Genomic DNA, 25,881 nt, shown 5'->3' with positions numbered 1-25,881 from the left:
GGATAGAATGTACGTGGCGAACGGCTCGCAACGAGATCTCGGAGTTCGCGTCGGTTTCGCCAGCGAGACCGGCAAGCGCGCCGCCAATGAGGACTATGCCGCGGCCTGCCTCGGCAGGCCCGGCGCCCTCAGCCCCGACGTGGTTGCGGCCGTGGCCGACGGCGTCGGCGGCCACAAGGGCGGGCGCGAGGCCGCCGAGGTCGCCGTCCGCAGTTTCATTGACGCGTATTATTCGCTTTCCGAGACGCTCGGCGTCCGCCGACGCGCCGCTCGCGCGCTGGAGGCCGCGAACAGTTGGATCTACGCCCAAGGCCGCGTCGACGCCGCACGCAGCGGCATGGCCTGCGCCTTCTCGTCGATCGTGCTGTCGCGGCGGCAATGTCATGTCATCCATATCGGCGATACCCGGGCCTACCGGTTGAGCGAGGGGCGGCTGGAGCGGCTGACCCAGGATCACATCGCCGGTCGCGGCGACCTCGCGCATATGCTCAACCGCGCTATCGGCTTCGAGGAGTTCGCGCGTTTCGACTACCTGACCGTGGGGCTTCGGCAGCATGACCGTCTCGTCATCTGTAGTGACGGCGTGCACGGCGCGCTTGGCGATGCCGGCATCCAGCAATTGCTCGAGCAGCGTACGCCGCCGGAGGAAACGGCACGCGCCATCGTCGAGGCGGCGCTTGCCGCTGACGGCAGCGACAATGCCACCGCGCTGGTGCTGGACATCGTCGACCTGCCGCCCGCTGACCGCGACGAGCTCACCCATGCGATCGCCGCGCTGCCGATCCTCGACCTGCCTGCATCAGGCGACGTCATCGACGATTTCGTGCTCGGCGATGTCCTGTCCGACGGCCGCTACAGCCGCCTGTTCAAGGCCGTCGACAAGCGGGCCGGCCGCGAGGTCGTGCTGAAGTTTCCGCATCCGCGCGTGGCTGGTGAAGGCTCCTACCGCCTCGCCTTCGTGCGCGAGGCCTGGGTTGCCGCGCGGGTGCGGAGCCTGTGGATCGGCGAGATCATCGAATTGCCGGCGGAGCGGCAGACGAGACTCTATTCGGCGATGCCGCTTTATGACGGCGAGACGCTGGAGCAGCGCCTCAAGCGCGCGCCGCGGCTGTCGCTCGCCGAGGGGATCGCGATTGCGACCAAGCTGGTGCGCGCCGTGACGGCGCTGCACCGCGCCGGCATCATCCATCGCGACATCAAGCCCGACAATGTGATCCTGCTGAAGGACGGCGGCTTGCGCCTCGTCGACCTCGGGGTTGCGCGCGTGCCCCTGCTCGAGGATTTTCCAGCCGAGGACATTCCGGGCACCGCGAGCTATATGGCCCCCGAGCTATTCGGCGGCACGGCGGGCAACGAGGCCTCCGACCTGTTCGCGCTCGGCGTCACTGTCTACCGCATGTTCACGGCGAATTATCCATTCGGCGAGATCGAGCCGTTCTCGCGGCCGCGCTTCGGCAAGCCGGCGCCGCTGTCGCGCTACCGCCCGGACCTCCCGGCCTGGCTCGACGCCGTGATCGGCAAGGCGATCAGCGTCGAGCCCGCGCAACGCTACGGCGATGCCATCGAATTTGCCCATGAGCTGGAAAACGGCGCCACCTGGGCCGGTCCCGCGGTGACGGGCCGTAAATCGTTGCACGATCGCGATCCCGTGACGTTCTGGAAGGTGCTGTGCGCCATCCTGGCCGTGATTATCGTGGTGCTGCTGGCGCGGCATTAGATCGGGTCAAATCGACCTGACCACAGACTCGCTTCGCCTCAGGACCCAAGGCTATCGCATATGCCGCCTTGGGCGGCTGCGTACATACTCGGCCTCTTGGTTCGAGACGCGCCGCAAGCGGCGCTCCTCACCATGAGGGTCTACCGTTGTGCCGCAAAACAAGACCTCATCCTGAGAGGCTGTGAACCTATGTGGCCGTCATTGCGAGGAGCTCGCGACAAAATTGCAAAGCAATTTTGCGCTGAAGCGACGAAGCAATCCACGCTTCCGCGTACGTCGTACGATGGATTGCTTCGCTTCGCTCGCAATGACGGGGTGGAGCAGTGCGCCCCGTCGTCCTGGGGAGCCGCCAAAGGCGGGCGTCTCGAAGGATGGCCGCAGGGCGCCTTTCTCCCAAATGCAATTGCCTACCTCAGGACCCGACGCGGCGAATCGTGATCCGGGTCTCGTCGGTGAAATCCTTCAGCTCCTTGTTCGGCTCGCGATAGAGGTGCCGCACGATCTCGATCGATCGGCCCTCGGTCGTCTTGCTGCAATGCTCGTCGACAAAGCTGCCGCCGACGGCCTGCTTGTCGCCAGCCGGTTGCGCGTCCGAGCAGGTCCATCCGTCGGCGCCGTAGCGGGACTTGGCCTGCAGCCCGAGCAGGAACGCCTTCTTGCGCAGATAGAGCCGTGCCTTCGGATCGGTCTCGATCGTCAGAGCCGCGATCCTGGCGTCGTGATCGACCATGGCGGTGAGGATGGCTGGATGGCCGCCCACCAACGTCCCCTCCCGCGACGTCATCGGGTCGTACTCGAAATGGATCGCACGCAACTGGTCAGGCCCGGCCGGACAGTCCGACCACTGCGTCCAGCCCGACAGCTTGTGTGCTTTGTCCGCGGCGCAGCTCAGGTTGACATACCCCGTGCTCGGGGCGCTGGTGATCGGCATGCCGACGCTGATGTCGCGCAGGTCTCCCGCGGTTGCCATTGCCGGCACCGCTGCGGTGACGGCGGCCGCGAAGACCAGGCCGCGAGTTGCGGATCGCTGCTTGCTCATGGTTTTGCCTTGTCGTTGTGATCGGACGGCGCGGCGGCGTGCCCGGCCTCCTTGTAGATGTTGCAAACGCGCGAACCCTCGCCGAAGAACGCGACGCATTCGTCATAGGTTGGCTCGCCCTTGCCTTTGACATGAGCCAGCACGTAGTCCGCGACGGCCTCGATCTCGTTCGGCCGCAGAAAGACGTTGGCCTCCGGCGGCATGCGATCGCCGACATCCTGGCGCGTCATCTCGTAGCATTTCGTGGCGTCGTAGGCGCCGCGCACGAAGAACGGCATGCCGGTGCCCGGCCGTCCGCAACTGACGGTCTCGACGATCTGCTCGCGTGTCAGCTCGGTTTTGCGAAGCGACAGCGCGTCGCCGCCATAGCCGCCGCCGCCGTTGCCGTGCCATTTGTGGCAACCCATGCAGTTTGCCCGCTTGAACACCACCTTGCCGGCATCGGTCGGATCGCTTGCCGCCTGCGCATGCGCGGCACCCACACATCCCATCACGAGCGCGCAGCCAAGCCACGCGCCAACCAACCATGTTTGCTTCATTTGCTTTTGTTTCTCTTGGCCAGAGCCCGTTTCGTTCCGACGGAATCGGCACGAAGCTCGCGATTCCTGTTTCGACGCGTTTTCTTCACGCGAGCCGGTATCCACTTCACTCGAAAACGCTGCGGTCGACGCGGGAGGCTTCGGGCGAAGCCTCCCGCGCTTGCAACGTCAAAGGGCGAACACGTAGAGCATCGAGCCCGGCTGCATCTTCTTCAGCTCGGGCGTGGCGTCGATGAACCACTTGTCCCAGGCACCGCCGAGACCGACCAGGATCGCGACGTACTGCTTGCCGTCCACCGAGAACGTCATCGGAGGCGCGTTGACACCGCCGCCGGTGTTGAACTCCCAGAGCTTCTGCAAGGACTTCGCGTCATAGGCGATCACTTCGCCGGACGGCTGTCCGGAGAACACCAGGTCAGGTGTAGCGAGAACGCCGCCGAGGTTCGGGAACTCCGTCTCCGCCTTCCCCGCCACCTTGCCGGTGGTGACGTCGATCGCAGTCACGCTGCCGGTGATCTTGACCGGCTGGCTCGGTCCGCCACCGGTGAAGAACTCGCGCGGCTTGATCTTCTCCGGCGTCATCTCCTCGACCGTGATCCGGTTGCAGCTCTCGATCACCGGGATGTACCAGAGCTTCAGGTTCGGATTGTACGCGGTCGGCGGCCAGTTCTTGCCGCCCATGTTGCCGGGGCAGATGTCCGTCACCTTGTTCTGACGGCTCGGCGTGACCGACACGTTGTAGCGCTGCACGCCCTGCTTCGCATCGTACTCCACCGGCTTGCCGGACTCCGGATCGAGGCCCTTGGTCCAGGTCACCTTCTTCACGAACGGCAGGCCCCAGATGAACTTGCCAGTGGTGCGGTCGATCGCATAGGCGAAGCCGTTGCGATCGGCCTCGAGCGCGAGCTTCAGCGTCGTGTTGTTCGGGCCGGGAACGTCGGCCAGCACATTCTCCGCCACGCTGTCGTAGTCATAGGGATCGTTTGGCGTGTGCTGGTAATGCCACTTGATCTTGCCGGTGTCGGCATCGAGCCCGAGCGAGCTGTCGGTGTAGAGATTGTCGCCGGGCCGATATTCATTATCCCAGTCCGGGCCGGGGTTGCCGACGCCCCAGATGATCGTGTTGGTCGACGGGTCGTAGCTGCCGGTGACCCAGGTCGATCCTCCGCCCGTTGCGGCGGCGCTCTTGTCGTCCTTCCAGGTCTCGTGGCCGGGATCGTCCTTGCCCGGGATCGTGTGCGTGCGCCAGAGTTCCTTTTGGGACTTCAGATCGGTGGCGGCAATCCAGCCACGAATGCCGTATTCGGCGCCGGCCACGCCCGTGATCGCCATATCCTTGACGATCAGCGGCGCACCGGTGACGACCTCACCCTTGTCGGGATCAGCGACCTGACGCTGCCAGGCGACCTGACCGGTCTCCTTGTTGGTCGCGATCAGGCGGCCGTCGAGCGTGTGCGAGATGACGAGGTTGTTCCACAGCGCGACGCCGCGATTGTCGACGCCGCAGCAGGCGACGGCGCCGGCCCAGTCGTGGTCGGTCTTCGGATCCATCTTCCAAAGCAACGTGCCTTTGCCGCCATGGGCATCGATCTTGTAGACCGAGCCCCAACCGTCGGTGACGTACATGAACCCGTTCTCGACGATCGGCGTCCCTTCCAGTCCGCCATGCGACCAGATTCCGCCGCCCTCGACGCCGCCGAGCGCCATGGTCCAGGCGACCTTCAGGTTCTTGACATTGTCATGGTTGATCTCGGTGAGGGTCGAGAACCGGTTGGCCGCGTAGTCCTTGTGATGGTGCAGCCAGTTGCCGGCTTCCTTGTCAGCGTTGAGCAGTCGCTCCTGGCTGACATCTTCCGCGAATGCGAAAGAGCCGGCGATGGTCGCAGCGGATGCTACGGCCGCTGCGAGCATATGGGATTTAGCCCAATTCAACCTCGTCATAGTGGTTTCCTCCGGATCTAGCATCTTCATTGATCGAATTGCCCGTCACATACGGGGTGTTCGGGTGAGAAGCCTTGAGTCCCGGCGGGTGGACCGTCGACCCGCCGCCGTCCGTGGTCACTTCTGGACCATCACCTCCGTCTCGATTGTTCCTGCTTTCTGAAAAACGATCGCGCATTTGAACGTCTCGCCGGGCGCAAGCGCCTGACGCAACTGGAGCAGCATGACATGGTAGCCGTCGCGCTTCAGCTCGAGCGTTCCCTTGGCCGGGACCGGGATGTTCGGGATCGAACGCATGGCGGGCGCGCCTTCGCCGCGGTCGACGGTGTGACGCTCGGAGAAATTCGCAACCGGGCAGCGGACGCGAAGCAGTGCGTCGGCGCTGTCGGCCTCGTTCCTGATCGTCATCGTCAAGGGAAGATCCCCGCCCTCTCTGTCGACCGCTGGCACGTGCGCGTCCACGATCTGCAGCGATTCGCTCGCGGCGGCGTCGTGCACAATTCCGAACGCGCTGATCAGGCAGAATAATGGCAGCGCAATCGTTGTTGTCCTGCACGCAACCGCGCACTGCAGCATCCGCGTCGCTGACATCAAGCTTACTCCCACTGCCACCACCGACAAGCACTGTTTCATGCTTCGCCGCGCGCTGCCAGCGATTGATGATCCGGAACCCGAGAACTCCCATCGCGTGACTCGATGCACGCGATGGTGGTGTTGGCTTTCGCGCGCGACCGATATCGATAGACGTCTCGTGCCACAGCGCGATGCAACACGCGGCGCACTGGTCGTCTGCACGCGCGTCGTCTCAATTCGGGAAGGAGAGCGCAGGTCACCGTCGCGCAGCGAGGACGGCTCGTGGTTTGACAACGACCCGAAGGCACAGCGGCGCCGGTTCAACCGGGAATGGGGTGCAACCTTGCGAGCTGGTCGAGCGGCAGATCGGCTTCCCGCTCGCTCAACGGAAAGCGGACGATGATATCCTGGCGGCCGAGCTGCCCCCACAGCCCGTCCGCAGACCACTTTTGCGGCTCCGGTCCGCGCGGACCGTCGATCCAAACGAAGTACCACTCCGTCATGAGCACCATCCGAACACCTGCATAGCGCTGAAATTGGTGCCGCGCCGGCTCTTCCGCAACGCCGGATCGGGCGCCGCGCCCGCGTTCTCGTGCAGGAACCGGCCGCTGCGGCTCGGGGTCATCATGCCACGTCCGAGCAGTCATGGCGTCGTTGCGCGACGCCGCTCTCAAGTCCCGATCAGATCCTTGGCCATCAGGATGTCGTCGTAGTAGCGGCCACCGACTTTCAGAGCGCGCTGCTCAAGTCCGTATTCCACGAAACCGGCGCTCTGGTAGAGCCGATGTGCCGGCTCGTTGCCCTTCACCACGCTCAGTTGGACCAGCTCGACCGATTGCGCCGCAAGGTCGAGCGCGGCATCGAGCAGCCGCCGCCCGACGCCGCCGCGCCGTGCCGCGGGCCGCACATACATTCCGACCAGCATGCCCTTGTGCTGCCGCTTCGGTCCGTCGGCCTTCAGCAATCCGAGGGTACCGACGAGCTCGCTCCCGCGAATTGCTCCGAGCATCGCTGCGCCGCCCGCGAGCCGTTCCGCGAACCAGCCGACCGGCCAGACGCTTTCGGTCTCGAACGCGCTGCCGAACGCTTCAGGGTTTGCGCGCAGCGCCTCAAGGCGAATGTCGCGATACATTGCGGCGTCTGCAGCCGTCAGTCGCCGGATATCGATGTCGAGGGCAGTCATTCGGCACCTTCCAGTCGTAGCGAGCGGGACACGACGAACTATGCGTGTCCACCTTCGTCACTCATAGAGGATGATGTCGTCTCCAGCCAAATGGTTCGCGCCACGCCCTTGATCGCATTCGATCGGCCAGCAAGCCGGCCCCGTCTCAGTCGAGCGGAGGCCGCCGCGTATGCCAGTCCGTCACCGACTGGAACGCATGTCCGGCGCGCGCCAGCACATCCTCCGACAGATGCGGCCCGACCAGTTGCATGCTGAGTGGCATGTGATCCGATGCCATTCCCATCGGCAGGGTGATCGTCGGGCTGCCGCTGAAGTCGAAAACGGCGGTGAAGCGCAGGATGCTCAGCAATATGCTCGGATCGGCGCCATACTCGCTCATCTTGGCAAGGGTCGGTATCGGGACCGGCATCGTCGGGACGAGCAGCAGATCGATGTCCGAAAACAGTGCCGCAAGACTGCCGGAAAATTTGAGCCGCTCGTGATGAATGGCCGCGATCTCAACGCCACTGACTGAGCGGCCCTGCTCGATCAGCAGCGCGAGGTCCGGGCCATAGTCCAACTTGCGCGCCGGATAGGTTTCCAGATGCGCTTCCGCCGTCTCCACCGAGCACATCGGAATCCACATGCTGACGAGCTTCTCGTAGGGCGGAAATTTGACCTCACGAATGTCGGCGCCGAGTTCAGCAAGGGTGCGCTCGGCTTCCAGCAGAGCGACGACGACTTGCGGGTCGATGCCGTCCTGGGTGTATCTGCGGTCCACCCCGACCCTCAAGCCGCGGATGCCGTCACCGATTCCGGCCAGATAGTTCGGCACCGGCGCCCGCAGCGCCGTCGGATCATTGACGTCGGCGCCGGCGATGACGCCAAGCATGGCAGCGGCGTCCGCGGCGCTCCGGCACATCGGCCCGACGTGATCGAGCGAGTCAGCCAGCGGAAAGATGCCGTGCCGGCTGACCCGGCCCCAGGTCGGCTTGATCCCGGTCAAGCCGCAGGTCGCCGACGGAAACCTGATCGAGCCGCCGGTGTCGCTGCCGATCGCGCCGTAGCAGAGCCCCGCCGACGTTGCCACGCCCGAGCCGGTCGACGAGGAGCCGACCCAATAATTCGTATTCCAGGGATTGAGCGGCGCCTGATTGTCGGGGTGATGGCTGGTATAGGCGCCCTCGGTCATCTTGAGCTTGCCGAGCGTGACGGCGCCGGCGCGCTCCAGCCGGTCCACGATCGTCGCGTTGAAAGACGGCACGAACCTGGCGTGGATCGTGGTGCCGCCCGCGGTCGGGGCAAACGTCGTGTAGCAGAGATCCTTCAGCCCAATCGGGACGCCGTGAAGCGGGCCGCGCCAGATGCCCTTGGCGATCTCGTCATCGCAGCGCTTCGCCTGCGCCACGGCGCGCTCCGCGAGCACCACGGCATAGCCGTGAAACTCCCGATCAAGCCGCGCGATCCGGTTCAGGATCGCCTCGGTGATTTCAGAAGGACGCGCCTCCCTGCGGCGAAACAGGTCGGAGATTTCGGTGATCGACTTGTAGTGTAACGGTTCCGCTGACATCTGACGCCCTGCTGTTGTCGAAATGATTGCCCGGACGCGCCGCCGCGGGCGGCGCCGTTTCATGCCTTCCCCGCCTGCTCGCCGCCTAGAACTGGACGCCGCGCGTCAAGGCGCCGTCCACCACCAGGTTGGTCCCGGTGATGAAGCTCGCCGCACGGCTTGCGAGAAAGACGGCGGCGTTCGCCATCTCCTGCGGCGTGCCCATGCGGCCGGTCGGATTGAGCGCCAACGCGGTCTTGTACAGTTCGGGGTTGTTGTCCTTGATCATGTTCCAGACGCCACCCTCGAAATAAGTGTTGCCCGGCGACACCGAGTTCGCGCGAATGCCCTTGGCCGCGAGCTGGTAGGCCAAGCCCTGCGTGTAATGGATGATCGCGGCCTTGAAGGTGCCGTAAGGCCCGCTGGCAAAATCGACTTCGCGCCCGGAGACGCTGGAGATGGTCACGATCGCGGCGGCGCGGCTCTTTTCCAGATAGGGCATCGCCGCAGTGACGAGGCGCACCGTCCCCATCATGTCGGTTGAGAACTCTTTCTCCCAGCTCTCCTCATCCTGCCCGATCGACAGCGCGCTGACATTGGCGACCACGACATCGAGGCCGCCAAGCTTCGTTGCCATGTCGGCGACCCAGGCCTTGAGGGCCGCGCCATCAGAGACATCGACGGCGCTGCCGAACGCGGCAACACCCTTGGCCTTGATCGCGGCAACGGCGCTATCCACGTCAGCCTGATTGCGCGCGCAGATGCCGACATCGGCGCCTTCGGCAGCGAAGGTGTCGGCAATCGCCCGGCCGATTCCCCTGGTGCTGCCCGTGACGAGTACCTTTGCTCCCTTGAGTCCCAGATCCATCTGTCGTTCCCTCCTTGATTATTGATTGCAGGACACGGCCGTTTCCCGACCCGCCGATCACAGCAACAATTGCGCGCGGACATTGTCCGCATTGACGTCCTCTCCGGCCAGCGATCGGGTGATCTTGCCCTTCTCCATGATGTAGCAGCGCTGGGCGATCGCCAGGATCGTATCGAGATTCTGCTCGACGAAGATGATCGTCGTCCCGAGCTCGTCGCGGAAGGATTTCAGCGCCTCGCAAATGTGCTGCACGATCGACGGCTGGATGCCTTCAGACGGCTCGTCGAGGATCATCAGAGTCGGATTGCCGATCAATGCGCGGCCGATGGCGAGCTGCTGCTGCTCACCGCCCGACATGGTGCCCGCGATCTGGCGCCGGCGCTCCTTCAATCGCGGAAAATACTCGTAGACCAGCTCGGGCAGCTTCTTGCCGTCAGGCCCGCCGATCAGTTCGCCGACCTGCAAGTTCTCCTCGACACTCATCTGCGGGAACACGTCGCGGCCCTGCGGGATATAGCCGAAGCCGGCACGCGCCCTTGCATCGGCCTCGAGCTGGGTCACGTCCCGCTCCATGAAGGTGATCGTCCCGCGCCAGCTCTGGAGCAAGCCGATCAGGCACCGCATCAGTGTCGATTTGCCGACGCCGTTGCGGCCGATCACGCCGACGATCTCGCCGCGCGAGACCGACATGCTGACGCCCTGCAGGATCGGCGTCGCGCCATAGCCCGCCCACAGTCCCGAGACATCCAATATGCGATCAGTGGGCATGGCTCTGACCCAGGTAGATGTCGGCGACCTTCTCGTCTTGCAGGATCGCATCAAGGCTGCCGCGCGCAAAGATCTTGCCGAGGTGCAGCACGGTGACGCGCTGGGCGACCTGGCGCACGAAGGCCATGTCGTGCTCGACCACCAGAACCGTCATGCCCTCGGCATTGAACGACTTGACCAGCTCCCCCGTCTTGTAGGTTTCCTCCGGCGACATGCCGGCGGTCGGCTCGTCCAGCAGCAGGAGCTGCGGCCGCAGCGCCAAGGCCATTCCGATCTCGAGCCATTGCTGCTGGCCGTGCGACAGTGCGCCGGCCAGCTTGCCGCCGTCCTCGGCGAGGTCAAGCAGCGTCAGCAGCCGTTCCTCCTCAGCGCTGCGCGCAGCACCTGAAAGATGCTCCTGGAGCGCAATCTGGATATTCTGACGCACCGGCAATTCCTTGAACACGCTCGGCGCCTGCATCTTGATGCTCATGCCCCGCTGCACCCGCGCGTAGGGGCGCTCGCTGGTGATATCGACGGAATCGAAGAAGATGCTGCCCTTGGTCGGCGGGTAGAGCCCGACGATCAGCTTGAACAGCGTGCTCTTCCCTGCCCCATTGGGCCCGATCAGGCAGTGAACCTCGCCGGCATTGACGGTGAGATCGACATCGGACACGGCGGTCAATCCACCGAAGCGCTTGGAGACGCCTTTCACATCGACGAGCGTCATGGTCAGGTCTCATCCGATTGCAGGCGGCTGGTGTCAGCCAGCGTGGGAGCCGGTTCGCGCCCCCGACGCCTGGTCCACCAGTCCACGACGAGCTTTCCGATGCCGAGCACAAAGCCCTGCGGCGCCAGCATCACGGTCGCGAGCAGCAGTGCCCCCATCAGCACCAGCGCCACCTGCTGGCTGTAGACGGTGATGGTCTGGAAGCCGAACAGCAGCAGGAACGATCCGACCAACGTCGCGGTCAGATCGCTGCGGCCGGAGAATGCGACCCACACGATCGGCATTGCCGCTGCCGGCAAGCCGATGCTCGAGGGTGTGATGAACTGTCCCCACGAAGTGTACAGCGCCCCGCTGAGGCCAGCGAGCCCGCTGCCGATCACGAAGGTGAGAAGCTGATATTTGCGGACATCGTAGCCGAGCATCTCGGCGCGCTGCGGATTTTCCCGCGTGGCGACGATCACGTTGCCGACGCTGGAGTTCACCAGCACGCGCAATGAGACATAGACAATCAAGATCAGCGCGATCATGACGTAATAGAGCGCCGACCCCTCGATGTAGAAATCACCGATCGCCAGCGGGTCCATGCCCTTCATGCCGTTGAAGCCGTTCAGCCGCGCCGGGCCGATATGCCATTCCGGCCCGGCCGTCTGGCCGAGGAAGAATGCAAGCACCAGCGTCGCCGACAGGGTCACGATGCCGAAGAAGATGCCGCTGATGCCGCCCCAGATCATGAAGTAGCCGAGGATCGCGGCCGCGACCATCGCGAGGAGCACGGAGAGGACGAGCGCGGCGATCGTCGTCGTCCCGCCGCCCATGTTAATCGCGAGCACGCCGTAGCCATAGCCGGCGATGCCGAAGAAGAAGGTCTGGCCGAATGACAGCATGCCGCCGTAGCCCCACATCAGGCAAAGGCCGAGCGCCATGAAAATCCAGATCAGGAAATAGGCGAAGTTGCCGACATCATAGGAGTCGGCAAACAGCGGATAGATCAGCGCGCACGCCAGCACGGCGAGGAAGCAGGACCAGAAGATCTTGCCTCGTCCGAGCGTCTGCGGGCCATCGAGCAACTTGAACATCAGGGATCCTCGCTTCGACGATGGTGCGATCGAGTGCGATCGCATCACCGTCTCGCCTCCTTGTTTGACCGTGATCTCCGCGCAAACGCGTTCCGCATTTGTCGCGACGGGAAACTGCTTCACACCGTTCCGGACCATGCCCTAGCGCCCGCGACGCACCAGGACACTGGACAGCCCTTCGGGCAGGACACGAATGACCAGGATGACGGCAACCAGCATACCGATTTGTCCGATGATCTGGCCGTAACTCGCATTCAGCGTCATCCGGATCATCGCCAGGAACACCGCCGCCGGCGCCGTTCCGAGCAGCACATTGGCTCCGCCGATCACGACGGTGACGAAACTCTCCACCACGAAGGTCGCGCCCATTGTCGGGATCAGCGTCATGGTCGGGGCATACAGCGCGCCGCAGAGCCCCGCGAGACCGGTGCCGATGCCGAAGCTGATCGCGTAGATCCGCCCGGTCCGGGCGCCCAGCGCCTTGGCCATCGCGGCATTCTGCATCGTCGCCCGCGCGATCACGCCAAAGCGCGTCTTCATGAAGATGATGTAAAGACCGATGAGCACCGCCACCGCACAGCCGAACAGCACAAGCCGGTAGGTCGAGAACGTATACTCACCGATCGCAAAGCTCCCTTCGGGCGTGCCGATACCACGCACAGCGGAGCCGACGATCAGCAGCATCGCTTGCGTCACGATCAGGCTGAGACCCCAGGTGGCCAGCAGGGAATCCAGCGGACGCTTGTAGAAGCGCCGCACGATCAGGAACTCGACTACGACACCGATCAGCCCCGCCGTCACCGCGGCGAGGATCTGCGCGATCGGCAACGGCACGCCGAGATTCACCAGCCCGACCGTTACGTAGGCGCCGCACATGATGAATTCGCCATGCGCCATGTTGATGACGCCCATCATGCCGAACACGATGGCAAGGCCCGCGGCCGACAGGATCAGGAACGCAAAGACGTCGGCGAACTGATAGAACAGCGAGAAGAGTTCAGCCGACATCCCGGCCTCCCTGATCCAGGCGTCGCATTGCTGCGACGCCGGCGAGGCGCAACGCCTCCACGTGCTCACACGAGCAAGATTCGTGCCCGGCGCGCGTCACGACTTGCTGGGAAGATGGCTCGGCGTGTACTGATCCTTGTCGTTCTTCTTGGTAAGATCGCAGCCGATCTCGCCAAGCCAATACGGCTGGATCGTTCCGTAGTCCTTCTCAACCGTGACCTCGTGCTTGGGACCGACCGAGATCAAGCGCATCCGATGCGACGTGTGCTGGCTCTTCGGATCGATACAGACCTTGCCCTCCGGCGCGTCGATGCAGGCATCGCCGGTCGCAATCACCTTGCGCAGATCCGCGAGCTTGGTCGACTTCGCCTTCTCGACCAGCGCCTTGTACATGTAGAGCGCGTTGTAGGCGTTGTAGCCCATGTCGTTGATGTAGAGCTCGTCGGGGAATTTGGCGTGCCAGCGCTTTTTGAAGTCGTTGGCTTCGGGGGTGTCGATCTCCTCGAACCAGTTCGCCGTCGCATGCATGTTGTTGAGCGCCGGCGGCTTGAACCGCTTGTGCTCGAAGCCGAGCATGATCTTGATCGAGGAGCCCATCGGCAAATTGAGGTTGGCCGCGGCGGCCTGCTCGAAGAACGAGTCCTGCGCGGCGCCGACATTGATGGTCAGGAGCCAGTCCGGCTTGGCCTTCTGGATGTTCTGGATCGTCTGCGCGAACTGCGAGACGCCGAGCGGGATGAATTCCTCACCGACTACCTCGCCGCCGAGATCCTTCATGATCTTGCGGTTCCATTCTGCCGAGATCTGGCCGAAATTATAGTCGGCGGCGATGACATAGACCTTCTTGCCGAACTTCTCGACCATCCAGGGGATCAGAGTTGAGAACTGCTGCTCGGGCACTGCGCCCATGCTGACCATGCTGGCGTCGCAGACACCGCCTTCGTACTGGTTCGTATAGAAGTATGGCGTGGTGGTGCGGTCGACGATCGGGCGCAGCGCCTCGCGCGAAGCCGAGGTGATGCCGCCGATCAGCACGTCGACCTTGTCGCGGTTGAGCAGCCGGCGGCCGAACTCCTGGTAGCGGGCATTGTCGCCCTGCGGATCGAGATGGATCAGCTCGATCTGCCGTCCGAGGATGCCGCCGCTCTTGTTGATTTCCTCGACCGCGAGCTGCGAGCCGTGCAGCTTCGGCATGCCCATGAAGGCGAGGTCGCCGGAGACGTCCTCGAGCAGACCGACCTTCAGCGGCGGCTCGGCCGCGTGAGCGACACCCAGTGCTGCCGCCGCGACGATCGCGCCGAGCAAAGCAGTCCCACACCTACGTCCCGAAATCATGGCGATGTCCCCTGTTTTGAAACTGTGAAAGTCACGACTTGAGGTAATCCTTGAGGATCGACGCTCCCATTGTGTATTTCGGGTCGACCATGTTGCCGAGCCGCATCCGGCCGGCCTGGCTGAGCAGCATGTACGCGTCGATCTCGTCGAAGCCGTAGTCGGCGCTCATCCAGCGCACGAGCTCGCGATAGGCGATGCGGGCTGCGTCTTCGAGCGGGCGCGCGCTGCCGATCGTCATGATGAAGTCGCGGGTCTCGAGCCGCGGCCAGGCGAAGTTCCAGTTCTTGATGAGATCGATCTGGAGCGTCACGGTCGCGCGCTGCTCAAGTGCGACGCCGGACAGCTCGCCGTCGCCCTGCGTCGCATGGCAATCGCCGACATAGAGCAGCCCGCCTTCGGCGTGCACCGGCAGATACACAATGGCCCCGGGTGCAACATCCGGCAGATCCATGTTGCCACCGTGGTAATCGGGTTGCAGCGAGGAGATCGCCTCGATCTCGGGCGACACGCCGATCGTTCCGATGAAGGGCTCGTAGGGCAGCGTGATCTTGTCGTTCCAGCGCACGCCGTTGCGGTCGACGTGCAGCTTCCTCACGCGCTCGGGCAGCGGCGGATTGAGCATGGCCGTGGAGGCGGTCCCGACCAGGCCGCCGAACTCGGGGATGATGCAGGTCGTTCCGGCCGGCTGCGCGCCGCGCGTCTCGACATCGCGGATATAGACAGCAAGGCAATCACCCTTCCCGGCACCGTTCACCGCGATCGGCCCGCATTGCGGATTGAGGTATGGGAAATTGAGCTTGGCGGTGGGACTGTCGCTCTCGCTGGTCAACACACCGCCGAAAGCGTCCTCGGTCTCAACGACCACCACACCGCCGGGATCGATCGACAGCGTCGGCTTCGCGTAAGGACCGTAGACGTAGTGGAAGCCGCCCTGCTGCTCGATGGTCAAGCTATGGGTCGTGCCCATCGCTCCCTTGGCGAGCGCCCGCTTCGCCATGATCGAATTCTTCAACCAGTCTTCAGACATGCGAACGGCTCCTCGACTCAGATCGTGGGATGGCGCTTGTGCCAATCGGTGACGCGCTGGAACGCATCTCCCGCGCGCACCAGGCTTGCTTCGCCGAAGTGAGGCGCGACGAACTGGAAGGCGATCGGACCGCCGTTCGGCGCGAAACCGCCTGGCAGTGTCACGGTCGGACTTCCGGTCATGTCGAACGGACAGGTGAAGCGGAGCAGTCCGGTAATCAGAGACGGCTCCTCGCCGAGCGTCGCCATCTTGGCGAGCGTGGGCGCGGCGAAGCCCTGGGCGGGAACGGCGATCAGATCGACCGTCTCGAACAGCAGCCGCACCGCGCCGCGAAACGCTTCGCGCCGCAGCACGATCTTCTGATAGTCCATGCCGGACTGCTGCCGGCCGAGATCGAGCAAGCCGGCAAGCGCGGGGCCATATTCGTCCTTGCGCGCGGGATAGGTCTCCTCCTGCGCAACGGCCACCTCGATGCCGCACAGCGGGAACCAATCCTCGATCACGGCCGTGGCATCAGGAAACGTGATGTCCTTGATCGTGGCACCGAGATCGGCGGCGACGCGCAGGCCGTCGGTGAGCACCTTGCTCGCGGCATCATCGGTGCCCTCGTTGGTCCAACGCCGATCGACACCGATCGTCAGGCCGCGCAGATCACCGGACAGGCCGGCGAGATAGTCCGGCACGGGCAACGGCACCGATGTCGTATCCTTGGGGTCCTGGCCCGCGATCACGGCAAGCATCGCGCCGCAATCGACCGCGCTGCGCGCCATCGGCCCGATGTGATCCAGGGTGGCCGCGAGCTCGAACGCGCCATAGCGACTGACCCGCCCCCAGGTGGGCTTCAGCCCCGTGATGCCGTTGGCGGCCGAGGGAAAGCGGATCGAACCGCCGGTGTCGGTGCCGAGCGATCCGAAGCAGAGGCCCGCCGCGGTCGCGACACCCGAGCCGCTCGAGGATGCGCCCGACCATAGATCCGCGTTCCACGGATTCTTCGGCGGATCGATCTTCGGGTGATGGTCGGCATAGGCCCCTTCGGTCTGCTGCAGCTTGCCCAGGATGATCGTGCCGGCGTCCTTCAGCCGCGCGACCACTGTGGCGTCCTCGCCGGGACGAAAGTCTCGATGGATCGTCATGCCGTGCGCCGCCGGTGCGCCCTTCACCCAACAGAGATCCTTGACCGCGATCGGCACGCCATGCAGCGGCCCCCTGATCGTGCCGGATGCAATCTCCTTCTCGGCGGCGGCAGCTTGCGCGAGCGCCGCATCGGCCATCAGGTAAGCGTAGCTCTTGAGCATGCTATCGAGGCGCTCGATCCGTTCGAGCATCGCCTTGGTCACTTCGACCGGCGACAGCTTCCTGGCCTGGATTTGCTGCCCCACCTCGATCAGTCCGAGATAGTGAAGATCTGTCGTCGGCATCGCCTTCATCCCCCGCGCTTGACGCGACGCAAGCGCAAGCCAATCGCCGCGCATGCGCCTCCGGCTTGGCGACGCGGATGCGTCGCCAATTTTCTTGACGGCAAAAGAAAAAAGCCACCCGCCCCTCCGAAACGAGGTGACGAATGGCTCTAATGCCGCGGCTATGATCTATCGCGTGGACTCAAAGCCGAACGCAGCAGGTAGTGCGGGGATCAGGACGTCATCGGCCAGATCGACGCACGCAAGGTTCGACAGGAAGCCCGGTAGCAGAAAACTCTAAGGAAGTGTCCGGCGCATTGTCAACGAGGCTGGCTGCACAAATTTCACGAAGTGCATGCGCAGCAAATCGGCAAGACCTCTTGCGCCGATATCGGCGATGATGATCTGCTCAACGCGTTGCACCGCCGAAAGTCGCCGATGACGAAGCCGTCCATACCAGTTGGCATCATATGCTCGCAGCACGGGCCCTATCAGGCGATGGGACGCGAGTTGCTCAAGAGCGCGCTGATGGCTGTCGACGAGATCAACAACGAGAGTGACTTCGACTTCTCGCTCACTCCACATGTGCGCGATCCTCGCGGCATCGTTTCGGAGTATCACAGCGCTTGCGATGATCTCATTCGCAACGTCGGCGTCGAGCATATTGTCGGCTGCTATACCTCGGCATCGCGCAAGCAGGTGCTGCCGATCGTCGAGCGCACCGACCGCCTGCTCTGGCACCCGGCCCGCTACGAGGGGTTCGAATGTTCAGATAACGTCATCTATGTCGGGGCATCGCCGAACCACAACGTGCTCCCGCTCGTGCGCTACGTGCTCGACAACGTCACGCGGCATCTTTTCTGCGTCGGCTCCAACTATGTGTGGACCTGGGAAACCAATCGCGTGACACGCGAGCTGGTGACGGCGGCGCAGGGCAGCATCCTTGCCGAGCGACTGCTCGAGCTCGGCGAAAGCACGGTCGACCACATTGTCGACGAGATCGTGCGCCGCAAACCGCCGGCCGTGTTCAACACACTGGTCGGCAGCTCGAGCTACGACTTTATCCGCGCCTTCCACGCCGCGACGACAAGCGCAGGCCTCAACATCCCGATGTTGAGCTGCAGCCTGTGCGAACCCGAGCTCAAGGTCGTGGGACCGGCATCGGCCGGCTGCATCACGTCGTCGGCCTATTTCGAAAGCATCCGCTTGCCCGAGAACCGCGCCTTCGTCGCGCGCTGGAAGGCGCGCTATGGCGATGCCAGCAGCCCCTGCGTCGACGGACAATCCACCTATGTCGCGGTTTACCTGCTGGCGCGCGCGCTGCAACGGGCCGGGACATCGAACATCGCCGAAGTGCGGCGTGCCGCGGCCGGCCTTCGCTACAATTCGCCGCAAGGACCGGTCTGGATCGATGGCGCCAACAACCACTGCGTCCTGACGCCGCGGCTCGCGGTTTCCAATGCCGAAGGACAGTTTGACATCTTCTGGGAAGCTGATGCTCCGGTTAAGCCGGATCCTTATCTGACGCAGCTCGACGTCGCCGTCAGCCCCGCGCGGGAGACCGCAAGGGACGGAGCGTCGCCGAACGCGCCGCATTTGCGGGTTGTGAAATGAGCAAGCCGTCTTCATTTTCGTTGCGCGGACGCAAGGCGCTGGTTGCCATCAAGGACGAGCGCGACGCCTCCATCGTCAGACGTCAGTTCGATCGCCTCGGGATCGACACGCTGCCATGGGAGCCCGGCGGCGCCATCGACGGCGGTGCGGACGTGGCGCTCATCGACGACGAATTCCTGCCGCTGACCGCGCCGTCGCAGCGCGTGGTCCTCGGACGGTGCCCGGTGATCGCCCTGCTCGGCACGGAGACGCCGAGCCGCCTGAAGCTGGTGCTCGAGCTCGATCCCGCCTCGTTTCTCGTCAAGCCGCTGCGCTCGGCCGGCATCTATGCCGCCCTCGTGATGGCGTTCGAGCGCAACGAGCGCACCAGCGAGCTCAAGCAGCAGGTCGCCAAGCTGGAGCAGCGCCTTCGCTCGCGCCGGGTCGTGCTTGCGGCCGTCCTTCAGATCATGCACTCGCATGCCATCGCCGAGCCGGCCGCCTTCGCTCTGATCCGGCGCGCCGCCATGGAGCAGCGCAAGACCATCGAGGAGCTCTCAGCGGAGGTCACGGCCAGAGGCTACCTGCCTCGGGCCGGCTAGACCGATCCGCCGGCGCGACCACCGACCTCGCCGAAAGGTGGTGCAAGGTACGCACCAACGCGGCTCGCTTCGGCCACTGGGGTGACCTTCAATCTGCTATCAGCGATGCGTTCGCGGTTCGCACCAGATGCCCCGCGATCGAAAGCAATCAGATCGCGTTGCTGTCGAGCACGATGGATGCACGGCCCGATCCAAATTTCCGTCGACGGAATCGCGTTGCCTTTCGTCGGCGAAATCGAAGACTCGTTGGGGATTCTTTCGAGATTCCGAGGGCGCCCTGAAGTGCACCCTGAACTTCAGACTTCAAACAAAATGGCCTCTAAGCCATTGATTTCATTGGAGCGGGTGAAGGGAATCGAACCCTCGTATTCAGCTTGGAAGGCTGCTGCTCTACCATTGAGCTACACCCGCGTTGCGCGATCACCTAACACGGCCGGGCGCTCGCCTCAACTCTTCCGGCTGCGCCATCATTCCCTGTGAACGGCCTTGATTTGCTCACAATCCGTCCCGTCCCGCGCCCAGCGGAGACTTGCCGCCGCCTTAACAGAGGCGGATTCGGTGCCTATATTCGCGGTCCCATCAACAACGAAAGGAGGTGATCCAGTGTCTTGTCTCAAGCGCTGTCACCTCGCTGGGATCGCCCGCTAGGCTTGGATCATCAGCCTGGCATCGGGGCGCTCTCAGCCCTGGACCAGCGAGACAACAACAAACCGGGGCGCGACGGGAGTGATCCCGCCGCGCCTTTTGCTGTACCGATCCGTCGGTTCGTGGGCTGATACGTCCGCCAGAAAAAATTGTCGGTTCGGGCCGCGCTGGAACGTCCTCCGTCCAGCCGCCCCAACATAAGGAGAGCGATCGATGCTTTATGCCATCCTGGCCTATCATGTCGAAGCCGAGGTCAAATCATGGACCGCCGCCGAGGACACATCCGTGATGACCGGCCTGCGCGAGGTCCATGAACGGCTCAAGGGCCGGCTCGGTCCCGCCGCACGGCTCGGCGACACCAACAAGGCGCGCACGCTGCGCGGCCCCGGCCAGGGGATGGTGATCGACGGTCCGTTCGCCGAGACCAAGGAGCAGTTGCTCGGGTTCTACGTGATCGATTGCGCCGACGAAGGCGCCGCCATCGCGGCTGCGCGCGACTTGCGCAGGGTCAATCCGTCGGCGGTCTACGAAATCCGCCCGCTCAAGCTCTATCTGCCGGGCGCACCCTTTCCGGAGACGGCCGGTCCGAGCGACGTCTGAGCCGCGGATGGCGAGGAGCCGATCAGCGATGGCTGGACCGGCTCGGCACCTTCGGGAGCTTGCTGGCGTCGAACTTCGGCGCTGGCGCAGGCGCTTTCGGCTCTGCCGGCATGCCTTCGCTCGGGATCAGCGTCGCTGTGAACGTCACACCAGGCACCTGATCTGCGGTCCCGGTGCACGTCGCGATCGCGCCCGCAGACAAGCCCTCGAGCCTCAGCACGAGATCGTCGACGCCGAACACCGTCGCGTGGCCCTCAGTATGCCGCCTAGTGGCGACGACGGCGGAGAAGCGATCGCCGGCGACTTCGTAGGTACCGCTATAAAGCATGATGCTGTCGCGGCCCCACAGCTTGCCATCGGCGAAATGAACGATGCCGGTACCTTCGCCGAGCGGCGTCCTGAACCAAGCCGCGTAGGTGCCGTCCTTGAGCATGGAGGTGTCTCCGCTCTCGCCCGTTCGCGCCGCCGATCTGTGCACCCTTGGGTTAACAAGGTGTGAAGGGCAGCGGAACGGCCGGGCCGGCGCTATTGGCCGTCGATCTGCCGTCCCATGATGGCAATCGACTTCTGATAGACCTGCGCCGCGTTCCAGGCCTCGATCGCCGCGAAATTGGGCTCGCCGGGCTGGTAGCCCGCGCCGGCGCGCCAGCCATGAGCCCTGAAGAAATTCGCGGTCGAGTTCAGCGCATTGGCCGCGACGTCGAGATTGCCGGTGCCATAGGCCAGGATGTTCTTCGGCATGAACTGGGTCTGGCCGACCTCACCATGCATCGAGCCGCGCTGGTTCGGCGAGATCGCGCCGCGGTCGACCAGCTTCAGCGCGGCATAGAGCTGGTCGGTGAAGAACTCCGGACGGCGGCAGTCATAGGCAAGCGTCGCGATCGACGACAGCATGTTCTGGTTGCCGCGCTGGCTGCCGAAGCCGGTCTCCATGCCCCAAATCGCAATCAGCGGCCCGGGCGGCACGCCGTAGCGCTGCTGGATCTGCGCGAACAGCGCCGCATGCGACTGCTTGAGCGAGCGGCCGCGGGCCACGATGGTCGCGGCGCCGCGCTTGGCCATGAACTGCTCGAGCGACAGACCGAAGCTGCGCTGGCCGCGATCGGCGGCGATGGTCGCGCTGGCGTAGTTGGTCTGCATCAACGCGCCAATCGCGGTGGGGCCGATGCCCTTGGCCCTCGCCTCGCCGGAAAACTCGCGCTTCCAGTTCTCGAAGCCGCCCGGTCCGTTGCCGCACTGAGCAGCATTGGCCTGCGCACCGAGCGACGCGACGATCGCGATGGCGACGAGCGCCGACGTCACAAGCTGACTGCCCCTGATCATTCAACGTCCTCCATATCGGGCCCGTGGCCTCCGGCCGGTGCAAACGATGGCCGAAGATATATGACCGGCCGATGAACGGTCGGCGCGGCATCTTACGATATGGCGGGGCAGTGGGATTGACCATCCCAGTCAAGGGCGCCGAGCCGAGGCATTTGGCCCCGGCGCCGGGATGCGCGGCACGATCGTCTGGAGCGCTTTCCGGCTCGCGTCAAAACGCAAGACTGATCCAGAGCCTCGGCTTTGATTCAATCAGAATCGAAATTGCTTCAGTCGGGAGAGACGAGCAGCCAGGCCAGGTATCCGTAATAGGCTGTCACGGCCAACGCCAGCACAACGGCGCAGCCGGCAACGACATCCACGATCATGCGAGATTTCGCGTCGTTCACGACAGCAACCCGCCTATGTCCGCGACGATGGAATAACGCCGCGCTCAGACCGCCTCGCCCTGCTCCATCGCGAGCTCGGCGCGCAGATTATCCAGGTCGCGGTAGATCGAGGCTACGGCCAGCACGCGTCCCTTTTTCTTGTAGCGCAGCAGGCAGTCCCTGCCCTTGATGTCGCCGTCGACGGCGATCTCATCCCAGGATTCCGCGTGCCCGACATAGTTGATCGGCACGTCGTAATGCTGGCTCCAGAAGAACGGCACGGCATCGAAGACATCGTTCCGGCCGAGCATGTTGCGCGCGGCGGTCTGCCCCTGTCGCTCGGCGACCACCCAGTGCTCGACGCGGATGCTTTCGCCTGAATGGCGATCAGGCCAGCGCGCGATATCGCCGGCGGCGTAGATGCCGGGCACGCTGGTCTCGAGATGCGCGTTCACGGCGACGCCGCGATCGAGCGCGAGCCCGGCCTGCTCGGCCAGCGTCAGCCGCGGGCGCACGCCGACCCCGACCACGACCAGCTCGGCTTCCAGCGTCCCGCCACTCTTCAGGCTGGCGCGCTGCCCATCGATCGCGGTGACGGTGTCGCCAAGATGGAAGATCACGCCGCGCTCCTCGTGCATCGCACGTACGAAGTCGCCCATGTCCGGACCAAGAATCCGCTCCATCGGACGGGCCTCGGGTGCCACGACATGAACTTCGAGGCCGCGCGTACGCAACGCGGCGGCAGCCTCCAGCCCGATAAAGCTTGCGCCGATCACGATCACGCGCCGCGCTGTCTTTGCTGCCGCGATGATGGCGCGGCTGTCGGCGAGCGTGCGCAGCGTGTAGACGTGCGGCTGATCGGCGCCCGGGATCGGCAGCCGCACCGGCTCGGCGCCGGTCGCAAGCAGCAATCGATCGTAGGGCACGGCCTTGCCGTCGCCGAGCAAGACTCGCCTCGCCTTGCTGTCGATCGCGGTCACCTCGGTCTTGAGCTGAAGCTCGATCCTGGCCTTGGGGTAGAATTGGTCCGGTCGCAACGGCACCCAGTCCTCCGGCGCGCTGCCCGCGAGATAGTCCTTCGACAGGTTCGGCCGGTCGACCGGCGATGCCGTGTCGCTGCTCAGCATCGTGATCGCGCCGTCAAACCCTTCGCGCCTCAGCATCTCCGCGGCGGCGAAGCCAGCCGCGCCGCCGCCGACAATCACGATCCGCTTCGGCGCGCCGGCCGGAAGCTTTTGCGAAGCCTGATGCGGCTCCTGCCGGGTATGGACGACGACGCGGTCGCCGTCCCGCTCGACCTTCCAGACCGACAGCGGCGACAGCGCGGGCGCCCGGATCGCCTCGCCGCTGCGCAGGTCGAAGCAGGCATGATGCCAGGGGCAGCGGACGCTGTCGCCGACCACGAGCCCGTCTGCAAGCGGACCGTTATAGTGACTGCAATGTGCATCGATCGCGAAGATCTGCCCGTCCTTTCGCACCAGCAGAATCTCGTCATCGCCGACGTGGCCGACCAGCATGTCGTTCTCAAAGTCACCCAGCGCGACGCCTTGCGCGAGGTCCGGGCCAGCGGGTCCGCTGCTCTGTTCGGCCATCGGTGCGTCCTCCATGACGAGAAGCGAAATCAAAGCGCGCGGACGCAATTGGTTCCATCGCGACGGCCCTGGCATGACGCTTGACATTGCCATTAATGACAAGGTGCTAAGCCTGCCGTCGACAGGAGTTTGCGATGAGAATTCAGGATGCGGCGCGTCACCTCGGCGTCAGTGCGCGCACGCTTCGGCACTATGAAGCGGCGGGCCTGATCGTGCCGCGCCGGACCTCGAACGGCTACCGAAGCTACTCCGCATCGGAGATCGAGCGGGCCGCATGGGTGCGAGACCTGATCGCCTCCGGCTTCTCGACGCGCGAACTCCGCAATCTCCTGACCGCGCTTGAAGACGGCCGGCGCACCCCAGGCGTGAGTTGCTCCGCAGTGATGCAGGACAAGCTCGATCAGATCGACCGGGCGATCACGACGCTCCGCAAGCGGCGGCGTGCCCTGTCGGCCCGGCTCGCCGGAGCGAAGCCGCAGCAACAGATGAGGACACGGCAATGAAGATACTCAACATCCTGGCGCGCCGTTACCTGCCGCTGGAGGCACTGGACGACACGGTCGCCTTCTACGAAGGCTTGATCGGTCAAGCGGCGCGTCTTCGCTTCGACTATCCGGAATATGATCTCAGGCTCGCGCAGGTCGCCTCCATCCTGTTCATCGCGGGCACGGAGCAGAGCCTCAAGCGATTTACGGCCACACACCTGACGTTCCTGGTCGACGACATCGATGCATTCGCCACCCATCTCCCCGGCGTCGGCGCCACGGTGTTGGAAGCGCCCAAGCCGGTGCCGACGGGCCGAAACATGCTGGTGTTGCATCCGGACCAGACCCGCGTCGAATATGTCGAGCATCGCAACAGGCATCCGGCGGATGTGTTGCCGTGATGGCGGCCAGCCGCGATCGCAAAGGCGGAGCGTGAGGCACCCCGCTGAGAACGATCAACCGCTCGCGTTAGTCGTCAGCGGAAGCGGTTGGCCAACGCGACCTTGTGCAGCGCGCACGCTCGTCTTCGCCAACGCTGCATCGTTCGCGCCGTTTGAGATCATCATGACGCCAGAACAAACGGCTCATATCTCAACCGGTATGCATCGATCGCGGCGTTGGACAGAAGCAGGCGGCGCCTCTCGCCTCCGCGCATCATGCGATCGATCGTGCCCAACAGGAAATGGGCCGCCGCGAGGGGGTCGCCAAGATCGCCTGACCGTTCAAGAACGTTCCAAGCGATTTCAAAGGATTGTTCACGTAACTCACTGTCGGTCATGCGGACCAACGTGCCCACGGGACCGGCGTTCCTAGGCCCTGATCTCCCTCCGGCTGCAGCGTTCCAGGTCCCGCCGGCCTCGGGTCATTCGGCTTTGCTGGCCGTGGTGCTCGCGGCGATCTCGGTTTCGACCGCCGCCGCGAGCTCCGATAGGTGCTCCGCCAACATGGTGAAGAGCCGGCGCTTGCGGGGATCCGTCGCGAGGTCTCTGATCAGGGCGCACTCTGCGGCATCAGCGCGGAGCTTCTCCAGATGCGCCACCATGTCCTTCATGCTTCGCCCCCGTTGTTTACCCCGGCTCCGATCTCGATAGCGTATGCAGCGGCACAGCCCACCGACAATAACCCACGTTAGTGTTTGGAGAGCCTCGCCAATTGGTAGCTTAGCTCAGATCTTTGCACCGTGAGAACGCCCGATCAGGACGTCCTGGGCTGAAGCAAGCCCGTCCCCTAACCGCGCGGCCCCCAGAGAATGATCGCTGCGCCGATCAGGCAGACGCAAGCACCTGCGATATCCCATCGATCAGGACGCGAGCTCTCGATGATCCACAGCCACACCAGCGACGCAACGATGTAGATCCCGCCATAGGTGGCATAGGCCCGACCGGCGGCGTCGCTCTCAACCAAGGTCAATAGATAGGCAAACGCGGCAAGCGAAAGCAAACCAGGAAACGCCCACCAGATGGGCTTTCCCAACCGCAGCCAGCCCCAGAATGCAAAACAGCCCGCGATCTCCGCGATGGCGGCGGCAACGTAAACGACACCAGTCTTCATGCCGCCGGACGTCTTTCATAGAATCCGCCGGCGATCAAGGCAGCGATCAATCGTCGCGCTATCGCGCTGGTCGCGCTGATGCGCGACCGCCAGTCTTCGCGAAGTTCGATATGCAAGAGGCCGGATGGTTTGGCGCAGCGTCTTGTCTGAAGCAGCCTCGCCTTAGAGCATTTTCGGTTCTGATTGAATCAGAACCGAAGCTCTAGATTCCTGTTTTGACGCGTTTTCTTCACGCGAACCGGTATCCACTTCGCTCGAAAACGCTCTAGTGAATGAAATAGACACCTGCGATCGCCATCGCGACAAGCACGACGCCACCGGCGACGGCTATGGCAAGACAAACACGGGCTGGGATGGAATAGGATTCGAAACGGGGCTGTTCGATCACGACACTTCTCCCCTGCTGTGCGGGCGGAA

The 25,881-nt window shown here is 64.1% G+C and carries 28 protein-coding genes and 1 tRNA gene; 6 read left to right on the top strand and 23 right to left on the bottom strand.

The window, feature by feature from the left end:
* Nucleotides 1-7: 7 nt before the first annotated feature.
* Nucleotides 8-1,717: a protein kinase domain-containing protein gene (locus P6U30_RS15500; RefSeq protein ID WP_407169826.1), complete on the top strand. Its 1,710-nt coding sequence runs from the start codon at nucleotides 8-10 to the stop codon at nucleotides 1,715-1,717.
* A gap of 412 nt (nucleotides 1,718-2,129) precedes the next feature.
* On the opposite strand, the gene P6U30_RS15495 is transcribed toward P6U30_RS15500, so the two are convergent.
* The 15 genes from P6U30_RS15495 to P6U30_RS15425 all read right to left on the bottom strand — a co-directional run bounded on the left by P6U30_RS15495 (nucleotide 2,130) and on the right by P6U30_RS15425 (nucleotide 16,729).
* Nucleotides 2,130-2,756 carry a hypothetical protein gene (locus P6U30_RS15495; protein ID WP_407169825.1) on the bottom strand — a complete coding sequence of 209 codons (627 nt, stop codon included), beginning with the start codon at nucleotides 2,754-2,756 and terminating at the stop codon, nucleotides 2,130-2,132.
* Nucleotides 2,753-3,400 (bottom strand): c-type cytochrome, encoded by a 648-nt coding sequence (locus tag P6U30_RS15490; RefSeq protein ID WP_407169824.1) that lies wholly within the window; start codon nucleotides 3,398-3,400, stop codon nucleotides 2,753-2,755. The genes P6U30_RS15495 and P6U30_RS15490 overlap by 4 nt, the downstream gene beginning before the upstream one ends.
* A 63-nt stretch (nucleotides 3,401-3,463) precedes the next feature.
* Nucleotides 3,464-5,236 carry a PQQ-dependent dehydrogenase, methanol/ethanol family gene (locus P6U30_RS15485; RefSeq protein ID WP_407169823.1) on the bottom strand — a complete coding sequence of 591 codons (1,773 nt, stop codon included), beginning with the start codon at nucleotides 5,234-5,236 and terminating at the stop codon, nucleotides 3,464-3,466.
* 117 nt (nucleotides 5,237-5,353) lie between these two features.
* The gene (locus tag P6U30_RS15480; RefSeq protein ID WP_407169822.1) at nucleotides 5,354-6,133 is read right to left on the bottom strand and encodes a copper chaperone PCu(A)C; all 780 of its coding nucleotides are present in this window, start codon (nucleotides 6,131-6,133) and stop codon (nucleotides 5,354-5,356) included.
* Complete coding sequence (locus P6U30_RS15475) at nucleotides 6,130-6,312, bottom strand: hypothetical protein (RefSeq protein WP_407151893.1); 183 nt, start codon at nucleotides 6,310-6,312, stop codon at nucleotides 6,130-6,132. Before P6U30_RS15475 ends, P6U30_RS15480 begins: the two co-directional genes overlap by 4 nt.
* A gap of 167 nt (nucleotides 6,313-6,479) precedes the next feature.
* Nucleotides 6,480-6,992 carry a GNAT family N-acetyltransferase gene (locus tag P6U30_RS15470; protein WP_407169821.1) on the bottom strand — a complete coding sequence of 171 codons (513 nt, stop codon included), beginning with the start codon at nucleotides 6,990-6,992 and terminating at the stop codon, nucleotides 6,480-6,482.
* A gap of 145 nt (nucleotides 6,993-7,137) precedes the next feature.
* Nucleotides 7,138-8,541, bottom strand: a complete 1,404-nt coding sequence (locus P6U30_RS15465; RefSeq protein ID WP_407169820.1) for an amidase — start codon at nucleotides 8,539-8,541, stop codon at nucleotides 7,138-7,140.
* A gap of 85 nt (nucleotides 8,542-8,626) precedes the next feature.
* Nucleotides 8,627-9,388 (bottom strand): SDR family NAD(P)-dependent oxidoreductase, encoded by a 762-nt coding sequence (locus tag P6U30_RS15460; protein ID WP_407169819.1) that lies wholly within the window; start codon nucleotides 9,386-9,388, stop codon nucleotides 8,627-8,629.
* Nucleotides 9,389-9,445: 57 nt separating this feature from the next.
* Nucleotides 9,446-10,156 carry an ABC transporter ATP-binding protein gene (locus P6U30_RS15455; protein ID WP_407169818.1) on the bottom strand — a complete coding sequence of 237 codons (711 nt, stop codon included), beginning with the start codon at nucleotides 10,154-10,156 and terminating at the stop codon, nucleotides 9,446-9,448.
* Entirely contained in the window at nucleotides 10,146-10,865 is a 720-nt protein-coding gene (locus P6U30_RS15450; protein WP_407169817.1) for an ATP-binding cassette domain-containing protein, read from the bottom strand. The genes P6U30_RS15455 and P6U30_RS15450 overlap by 11 nt, the downstream gene beginning before the upstream one ends.
* Before the next feature lie 2 nt (nucleotides 10,866-10,867).
* Complete coding sequence (locus tag P6U30_RS15445; RefSeq protein ID WP_407169816.1) at nucleotides 10,868-11,941, bottom strand: branched-chain amino acid ABC transporter permease; 1,074 nt, start codon at nucleotides 11,939-11,941, stop codon at nucleotides 10,868-10,870.
* 141 nt (nucleotides 11,942-12,082) lie between these two features.
* Complete coding sequence (locus tag P6U30_RS15440; RefSeq protein ID WP_407169815.1) at nucleotides 12,083-12,949, bottom strand: ABC transporter permease subunit; 867 nt, start codon at nucleotides 12,947-12,949, stop codon at nucleotides 12,083-12,085.
* A gap of 96 nt (nucleotides 12,950-13,045) precedes the next feature.
* Nucleotides 13,046-14,284 (bottom strand): urea ABC transporter substrate-binding protein, encoded by a 1,239-nt coding sequence (locus P6U30_RS15435; RefSeq protein WP_407169814.1) that lies wholly within the window; start codon nucleotides 14,282-14,284, stop codon nucleotides 13,046-13,048.
* A 31-nt stretch (nucleotides 14,285-14,315) separates the two neighbouring features.
* On the bottom strand, nucleotides 14,316-15,311 hold the full coding sequence (locus tag P6U30_RS15430) for an acetamidase/formamidase family protein (RefSeq protein ID WP_407169813.1): 996 nt from the start codon (nucleotides 15,309-15,311) through the stop codon (nucleotides 14,316-14,318).
* 17 nt (nucleotides 15,312-15,328) lie between these two features.
* Complete coding sequence (locus tag P6U30_RS15425; RefSeq protein ID WP_407169812.1) at nucleotides 15,329-16,729, bottom strand: amidase; 1,401 nt, start codon at nucleotides 16,727-16,729, stop codon at nucleotides 15,329-15,331.
* Nucleotides 16,730-17,146: 417 nt separating this feature from the next.
* Here P6U30_RS15425 and P6U30_RS15420 point away from each other — a divergent pair, with 417 nt between their 5' ends.
* Both P6U30_RS15420 and P6U30_RS15415 read left to right on the top strand, forming a co-directional pair.
* The gene (locus P6U30_RS15420) at nucleotides 17,147-18,322 is read left to right on the top strand and encodes a transporter substrate-binding domain-containing protein (protein ID WP_407169811.1); all 1,176 of its coding nucleotides are present in this window, start codon (nucleotides 17,147-17,149) and stop codon (nucleotides 18,320-18,322) included.
* On the top strand, nucleotides 18,319-18,903 hold the full coding sequence (locus tag P6U30_RS15415; RefSeq protein WP_407169810.1) for an ANTAR domain-containing response regulator: 585 nt from the start codon (nucleotides 18,319-18,321) through the stop codon (nucleotides 18,901-18,903). Before P6U30_RS15420 ends, P6U30_RS15415 begins: the two co-directional genes overlap by 4 nt.
* A 337-nt stretch (nucleotides 18,904-19,240) precedes the next feature.
* On the opposite strand, the gene P6U30_RS15410 is transcribed toward P6U30_RS15415, so the two are convergent.
* A tRNA-Gly gene (locus tag P6U30_RS15410) sits at nucleotides 19,241-19,314 on the bottom strand.
* Nucleotides 19,315-19,761: 447 nt separating this feature from the next.
* Here P6U30_RS15410 and P6U30_RS15405 point away from each other — a divergent pair.
* A complete protein-coding gene (locus P6U30_RS15405) occupies nucleotides 19,762-20,148 on the top strand; it encodes a YciI family protein (protein ID WP_407169809.1) in 387 nt (128 codons plus the stop codon).
* Between the two features lie 22 nt (nucleotides 20,149-20,170).
* Here the strand turns inward: P6U30_RS15405 and P6U30_RS15400 are convergent, their stop codons facing one another.
* The 3 genes from P6U30_RS15400 to P6U30_RS15390 form a co-directional block, all read right to left on the bottom strand.
* Nucleotides 20,171-20,581 (bottom strand): hypothetical protein, encoded by a 411-nt coding sequence (locus P6U30_RS15400; RefSeq protein WP_407169808.1) that lies wholly within the window; start codon nucleotides 20,579-20,581, stop codon nucleotides 20,171-20,173.
* Nucleotides 20,582-20,673: 92 nt separating this feature from the next.
* Nucleotides 20,674-21,471 (bottom strand): lytic transglycosylase domain-containing protein, encoded by a 798-nt coding sequence (locus P6U30_RS15395; RefSeq protein ID WP_407169807.1) that lies wholly within the window; start codon nucleotides 21,469-21,471, stop codon nucleotides 20,674-20,676.
* 430 nt (nucleotides 21,472-21,901) lie between these two features.
* On the bottom strand, nucleotides 21,902-23,428 hold the full coding sequence (locus tag P6U30_RS15390; RefSeq protein ID WP_407169806.1) for an FAD-dependent oxidoreductase: 1,527 nt from the start codon (nucleotides 23,426-23,428) through the stop codon (nucleotides 21,902-21,904).
* A 134-nt stretch (nucleotides 23,429-23,562) separates the two neighbouring features.
* Between P6U30_RS15390 and P6U30_RS15385 the strand changes: the two genes are divergently transcribed.
* The gene (locus tag P6U30_RS15385; RefSeq protein WP_407169805.1) at nucleotides 23,563-23,931 is read left to right on the top strand and encodes a MerR family transcriptional regulator; all 369 of its coding nucleotides are present in this window, start codon (nucleotides 23,563-23,565) and stop codon (nucleotides 23,929-23,931) included.
* Nucleotides 23,928-24,314: a VOC family protein gene (locus tag P6U30_RS15380; protein WP_407169804.1), complete on the top strand. Its 387-nt coding sequence runs from the start codon at nucleotides 23,928-23,930 to the stop codon at nucleotides 24,312-24,314. The genes P6U30_RS15385 and P6U30_RS15380 overlap by 4 nt, the downstream gene beginning before the upstream one ends.
* Nucleotides 24,315-24,475: 161 nt before the next feature.
* Here P6U30_RS15380 and P6U30_RS15375 read toward each other — a convergent pair whose 3' ends face one another.
* The 4 genes from P6U30_RS15375 to P6U30_RS15360 all read right to left on the bottom strand — a co-directional run bounded on the left by P6U30_RS15375 (nucleotide 24,476) and on the right by P6U30_RS15360 (nucleotide 25,852).
* Nucleotides 24,476-24,691, bottom strand: a complete 216-nt coding sequence (locus tag P6U30_RS15375) for a hypothetical protein (RefSeq protein WP_407151871.1) — start codon at nucleotides 24,689-24,691, stop codon at nucleotides 24,476-24,478.
* Between the two features lie 84 nt (nucleotides 24,692-24,775).
* Nucleotides 24,776-24,964, bottom strand: coding sequence for a hypothetical protein (locus P6U30_RS15370; RefSeq protein ID WP_407169803.1), 189 nt, complete (start codon nucleotides 24,962-24,964; stop codon nucleotides 24,776-24,778).
* Nucleotides 24,965-25,140: 176 nt separating this feature from the next.
* On the bottom strand, nucleotides 25,141-25,464 hold the full coding sequence (locus P6U30_RS15365; protein ID WP_407169802.1) for a YnfA family protein: 324 nt from the start codon (nucleotides 25,462-25,464) through the stop codon (nucleotides 25,141-25,143).
* A 265-nt stretch (nucleotides 25,465-25,729) separates the two neighbouring features.
* Nucleotides 25,730-25,852, bottom strand: coding sequence for a hypothetical protein (locus tag P6U30_RS15360; protein WP_407169801.1), 123 nt, complete (start codon nucleotides 25,850-25,852; stop codon nucleotides 25,730-25,732).
* Between the last annotated feature and the right edge of the window lie 29 nt (nucleotides 25,853-25,881).

The sequence above is a fragment of the Bradyrhizobium sp. ORS 111 genome, assembly GCF_045571485.1.
Lineage (GTDB): Bacteria > Pseudomonadota > Alphaproteobacteria > Rhizobiales > Xanthobacteraceae > Bradyrhizobium.
This window is presented reverse-complemented; position numbering and strand designations above follow the sequence as displayed.

Coding starts and splice junctions, on each gene's coding strand:
- P6U30_RS15500 (WP_407169826.1), top strand. CDS start 8: ATGTACGTGGCGAACGGCTCGCAACGAGATCTCGGAGTTCGCGTCGGT.
- P6U30_RS15495 (WP_407169825.1), bottom strand. CDS start 2,756: ATGAGCAAGCAGCGATCCGCAACTCGCGGCCTGGTCTTCGCGGCCGCC.
- P6U30_RS15485 (WP_407169823.1), bottom strand. CDS start 5,236: ATGACGAGGTTGAATTGGGCTAAATCCCATATGCTCGCAGCGGCCGTA.
- P6U30_RS15475 (WP_407151893.1), bottom strand. CDS start 6,312: ATGACGGAGTGGTACTTCGTTTGGATCGACGGTCCGCGCGGACCGGAG.
- P6U30_RS15470 (WP_407169821.1), bottom strand. CDS start 6,992: ATGACTGCCCTCGACATCGATATCCGGCGACTGACGGCTGCAGACGCC.
- P6U30_RS15465 (WP_407169820.1), bottom strand. CDS start 8,541: ATGTCAGCGGAACCGTTACACTACAAGTCGATCACCGAAATCTCCGAC.
- P6U30_RS15460 (WP_407169819.1), bottom strand. CDS start 9,388: ATGGATCTGGGACTCAAGGGAGCAAAGGTACTCGTCACGGGCAGCACC.
- P6U30_RS15455 (WP_407169818.1), bottom strand. CDS start 10,156: ATGCCCACTGATCGCATATTGGATGTCTCGGGACTGTGGGCGGGCTAT.
- P6U30_RS15450 (WP_407169817.1), bottom strand. CDS start 10,865: ATGACGCTCGTCGATGTGAAAGGCGTCTCCAAGCGCTTCGGTGGATTG.
- P6U30_RS15445 (WP_407169816.1), bottom strand. CDS start 11,941: ATGTTCAAGTTGCTCGATGGCCCGCAGACGCTCGGACGAGGCAAGATC.
- P6U30_RS15440 (WP_407169815.1), bottom strand. CDS start 12,949: ATGTCGGCTGAACTCTTCTCGCTGTTCTATCAGTTCGCCGACGTCTTT.
- P6U30_RS15435 (WP_407169814.1), bottom strand. CDS start 14,284: ATGATTTCGGGACGTAGGTGTGGGACTGCTTTGCTCGGCGCGATCGTC.
- P6U30_RS15430 (WP_407169813.1), bottom strand. CDS start 15,311: ATGTCTGAAGACTGGTTGAAGAATTCGATCATGGCGAAGCGGGCGCTC.
- P6U30_RS15425 (WP_407169812.1), bottom strand. CDS start 16,729: ATGCCGACGACAGATCTTCACTATCTCGGACTGATCGAGGTGGGGCAG.
- P6U30_RS15420 (WP_407169811.1), top strand. CDS start 17,147: ATGACGAAGCCGTCCATACCAGTTGGCATCATATGCTCGCAGCACGGG.
- P6U30_RS15415 (WP_407169810.1), top strand. CDS start 18,319: ATGAGCAAGCCGTCTTCATTTTCGTTGCGCGGACGCAAGGCGCTGGTT.
- P6U30_RS15405 (WP_407169809.1), top strand. CDS start 19,762: ATGCTTTATGCCATCCTGGCCTATCATGTCGAAGCCGAGGTCAAATCA.
- P6U30_RS15400 (WP_407169808.1), bottom strand. CDS start 20,581: ATGCTCAAGGACGGCACCTACGCGGCTTGGTTCAGGACGCCGCTCGGC.
- P6U30_RS15395 (WP_407169807.1), bottom strand. CDS start 21,471: ATGATCAGGGGCAGTCAGCTTGTGACGTCGGCGCTCGTCGCCATCGCG.
- P6U30_RS15390 (WP_407169806.1), bottom strand. CDS start 23,428: ATGGCCGAACAGAGCAGCGGACCCGCTGGCCCGGACCTCGCGCAAGGC.
- P6U30_RS15385 (WP_407169805.1), top strand. CDS start 23,563: ATGAGAATTCAGGATGCGGCGCGTCACCTCGGCGTCAGTGCGCGCACG.
- P6U30_RS15380 (WP_407169804.1), top strand. CDS start 23,928: ATGAAGATACTCAACATCCTGGCGCGCCGTTACCTGCCGCTGGAGGCA.
- P6U30_RS15375 (WP_407151871.1), bottom strand. CDS start 24,691: ATGACCGACAGTGAGTTACGTGAACAATCCTTTGAAATCGCTTGGAAC.
- P6U30_RS15370 (WP_407169803.1), bottom strand. CDS start 24,964: ATGAAGGACATGGTGGCGCATCTGGAGAAGCTCCGCGCTGATGCCGCA.
- P6U30_RS15365 (WP_407169802.1), bottom strand. CDS start 25,464: ATGAAGACTGGTGTCGTTTACGTTGCCGCCGCCATCGCGGAGATCGCG.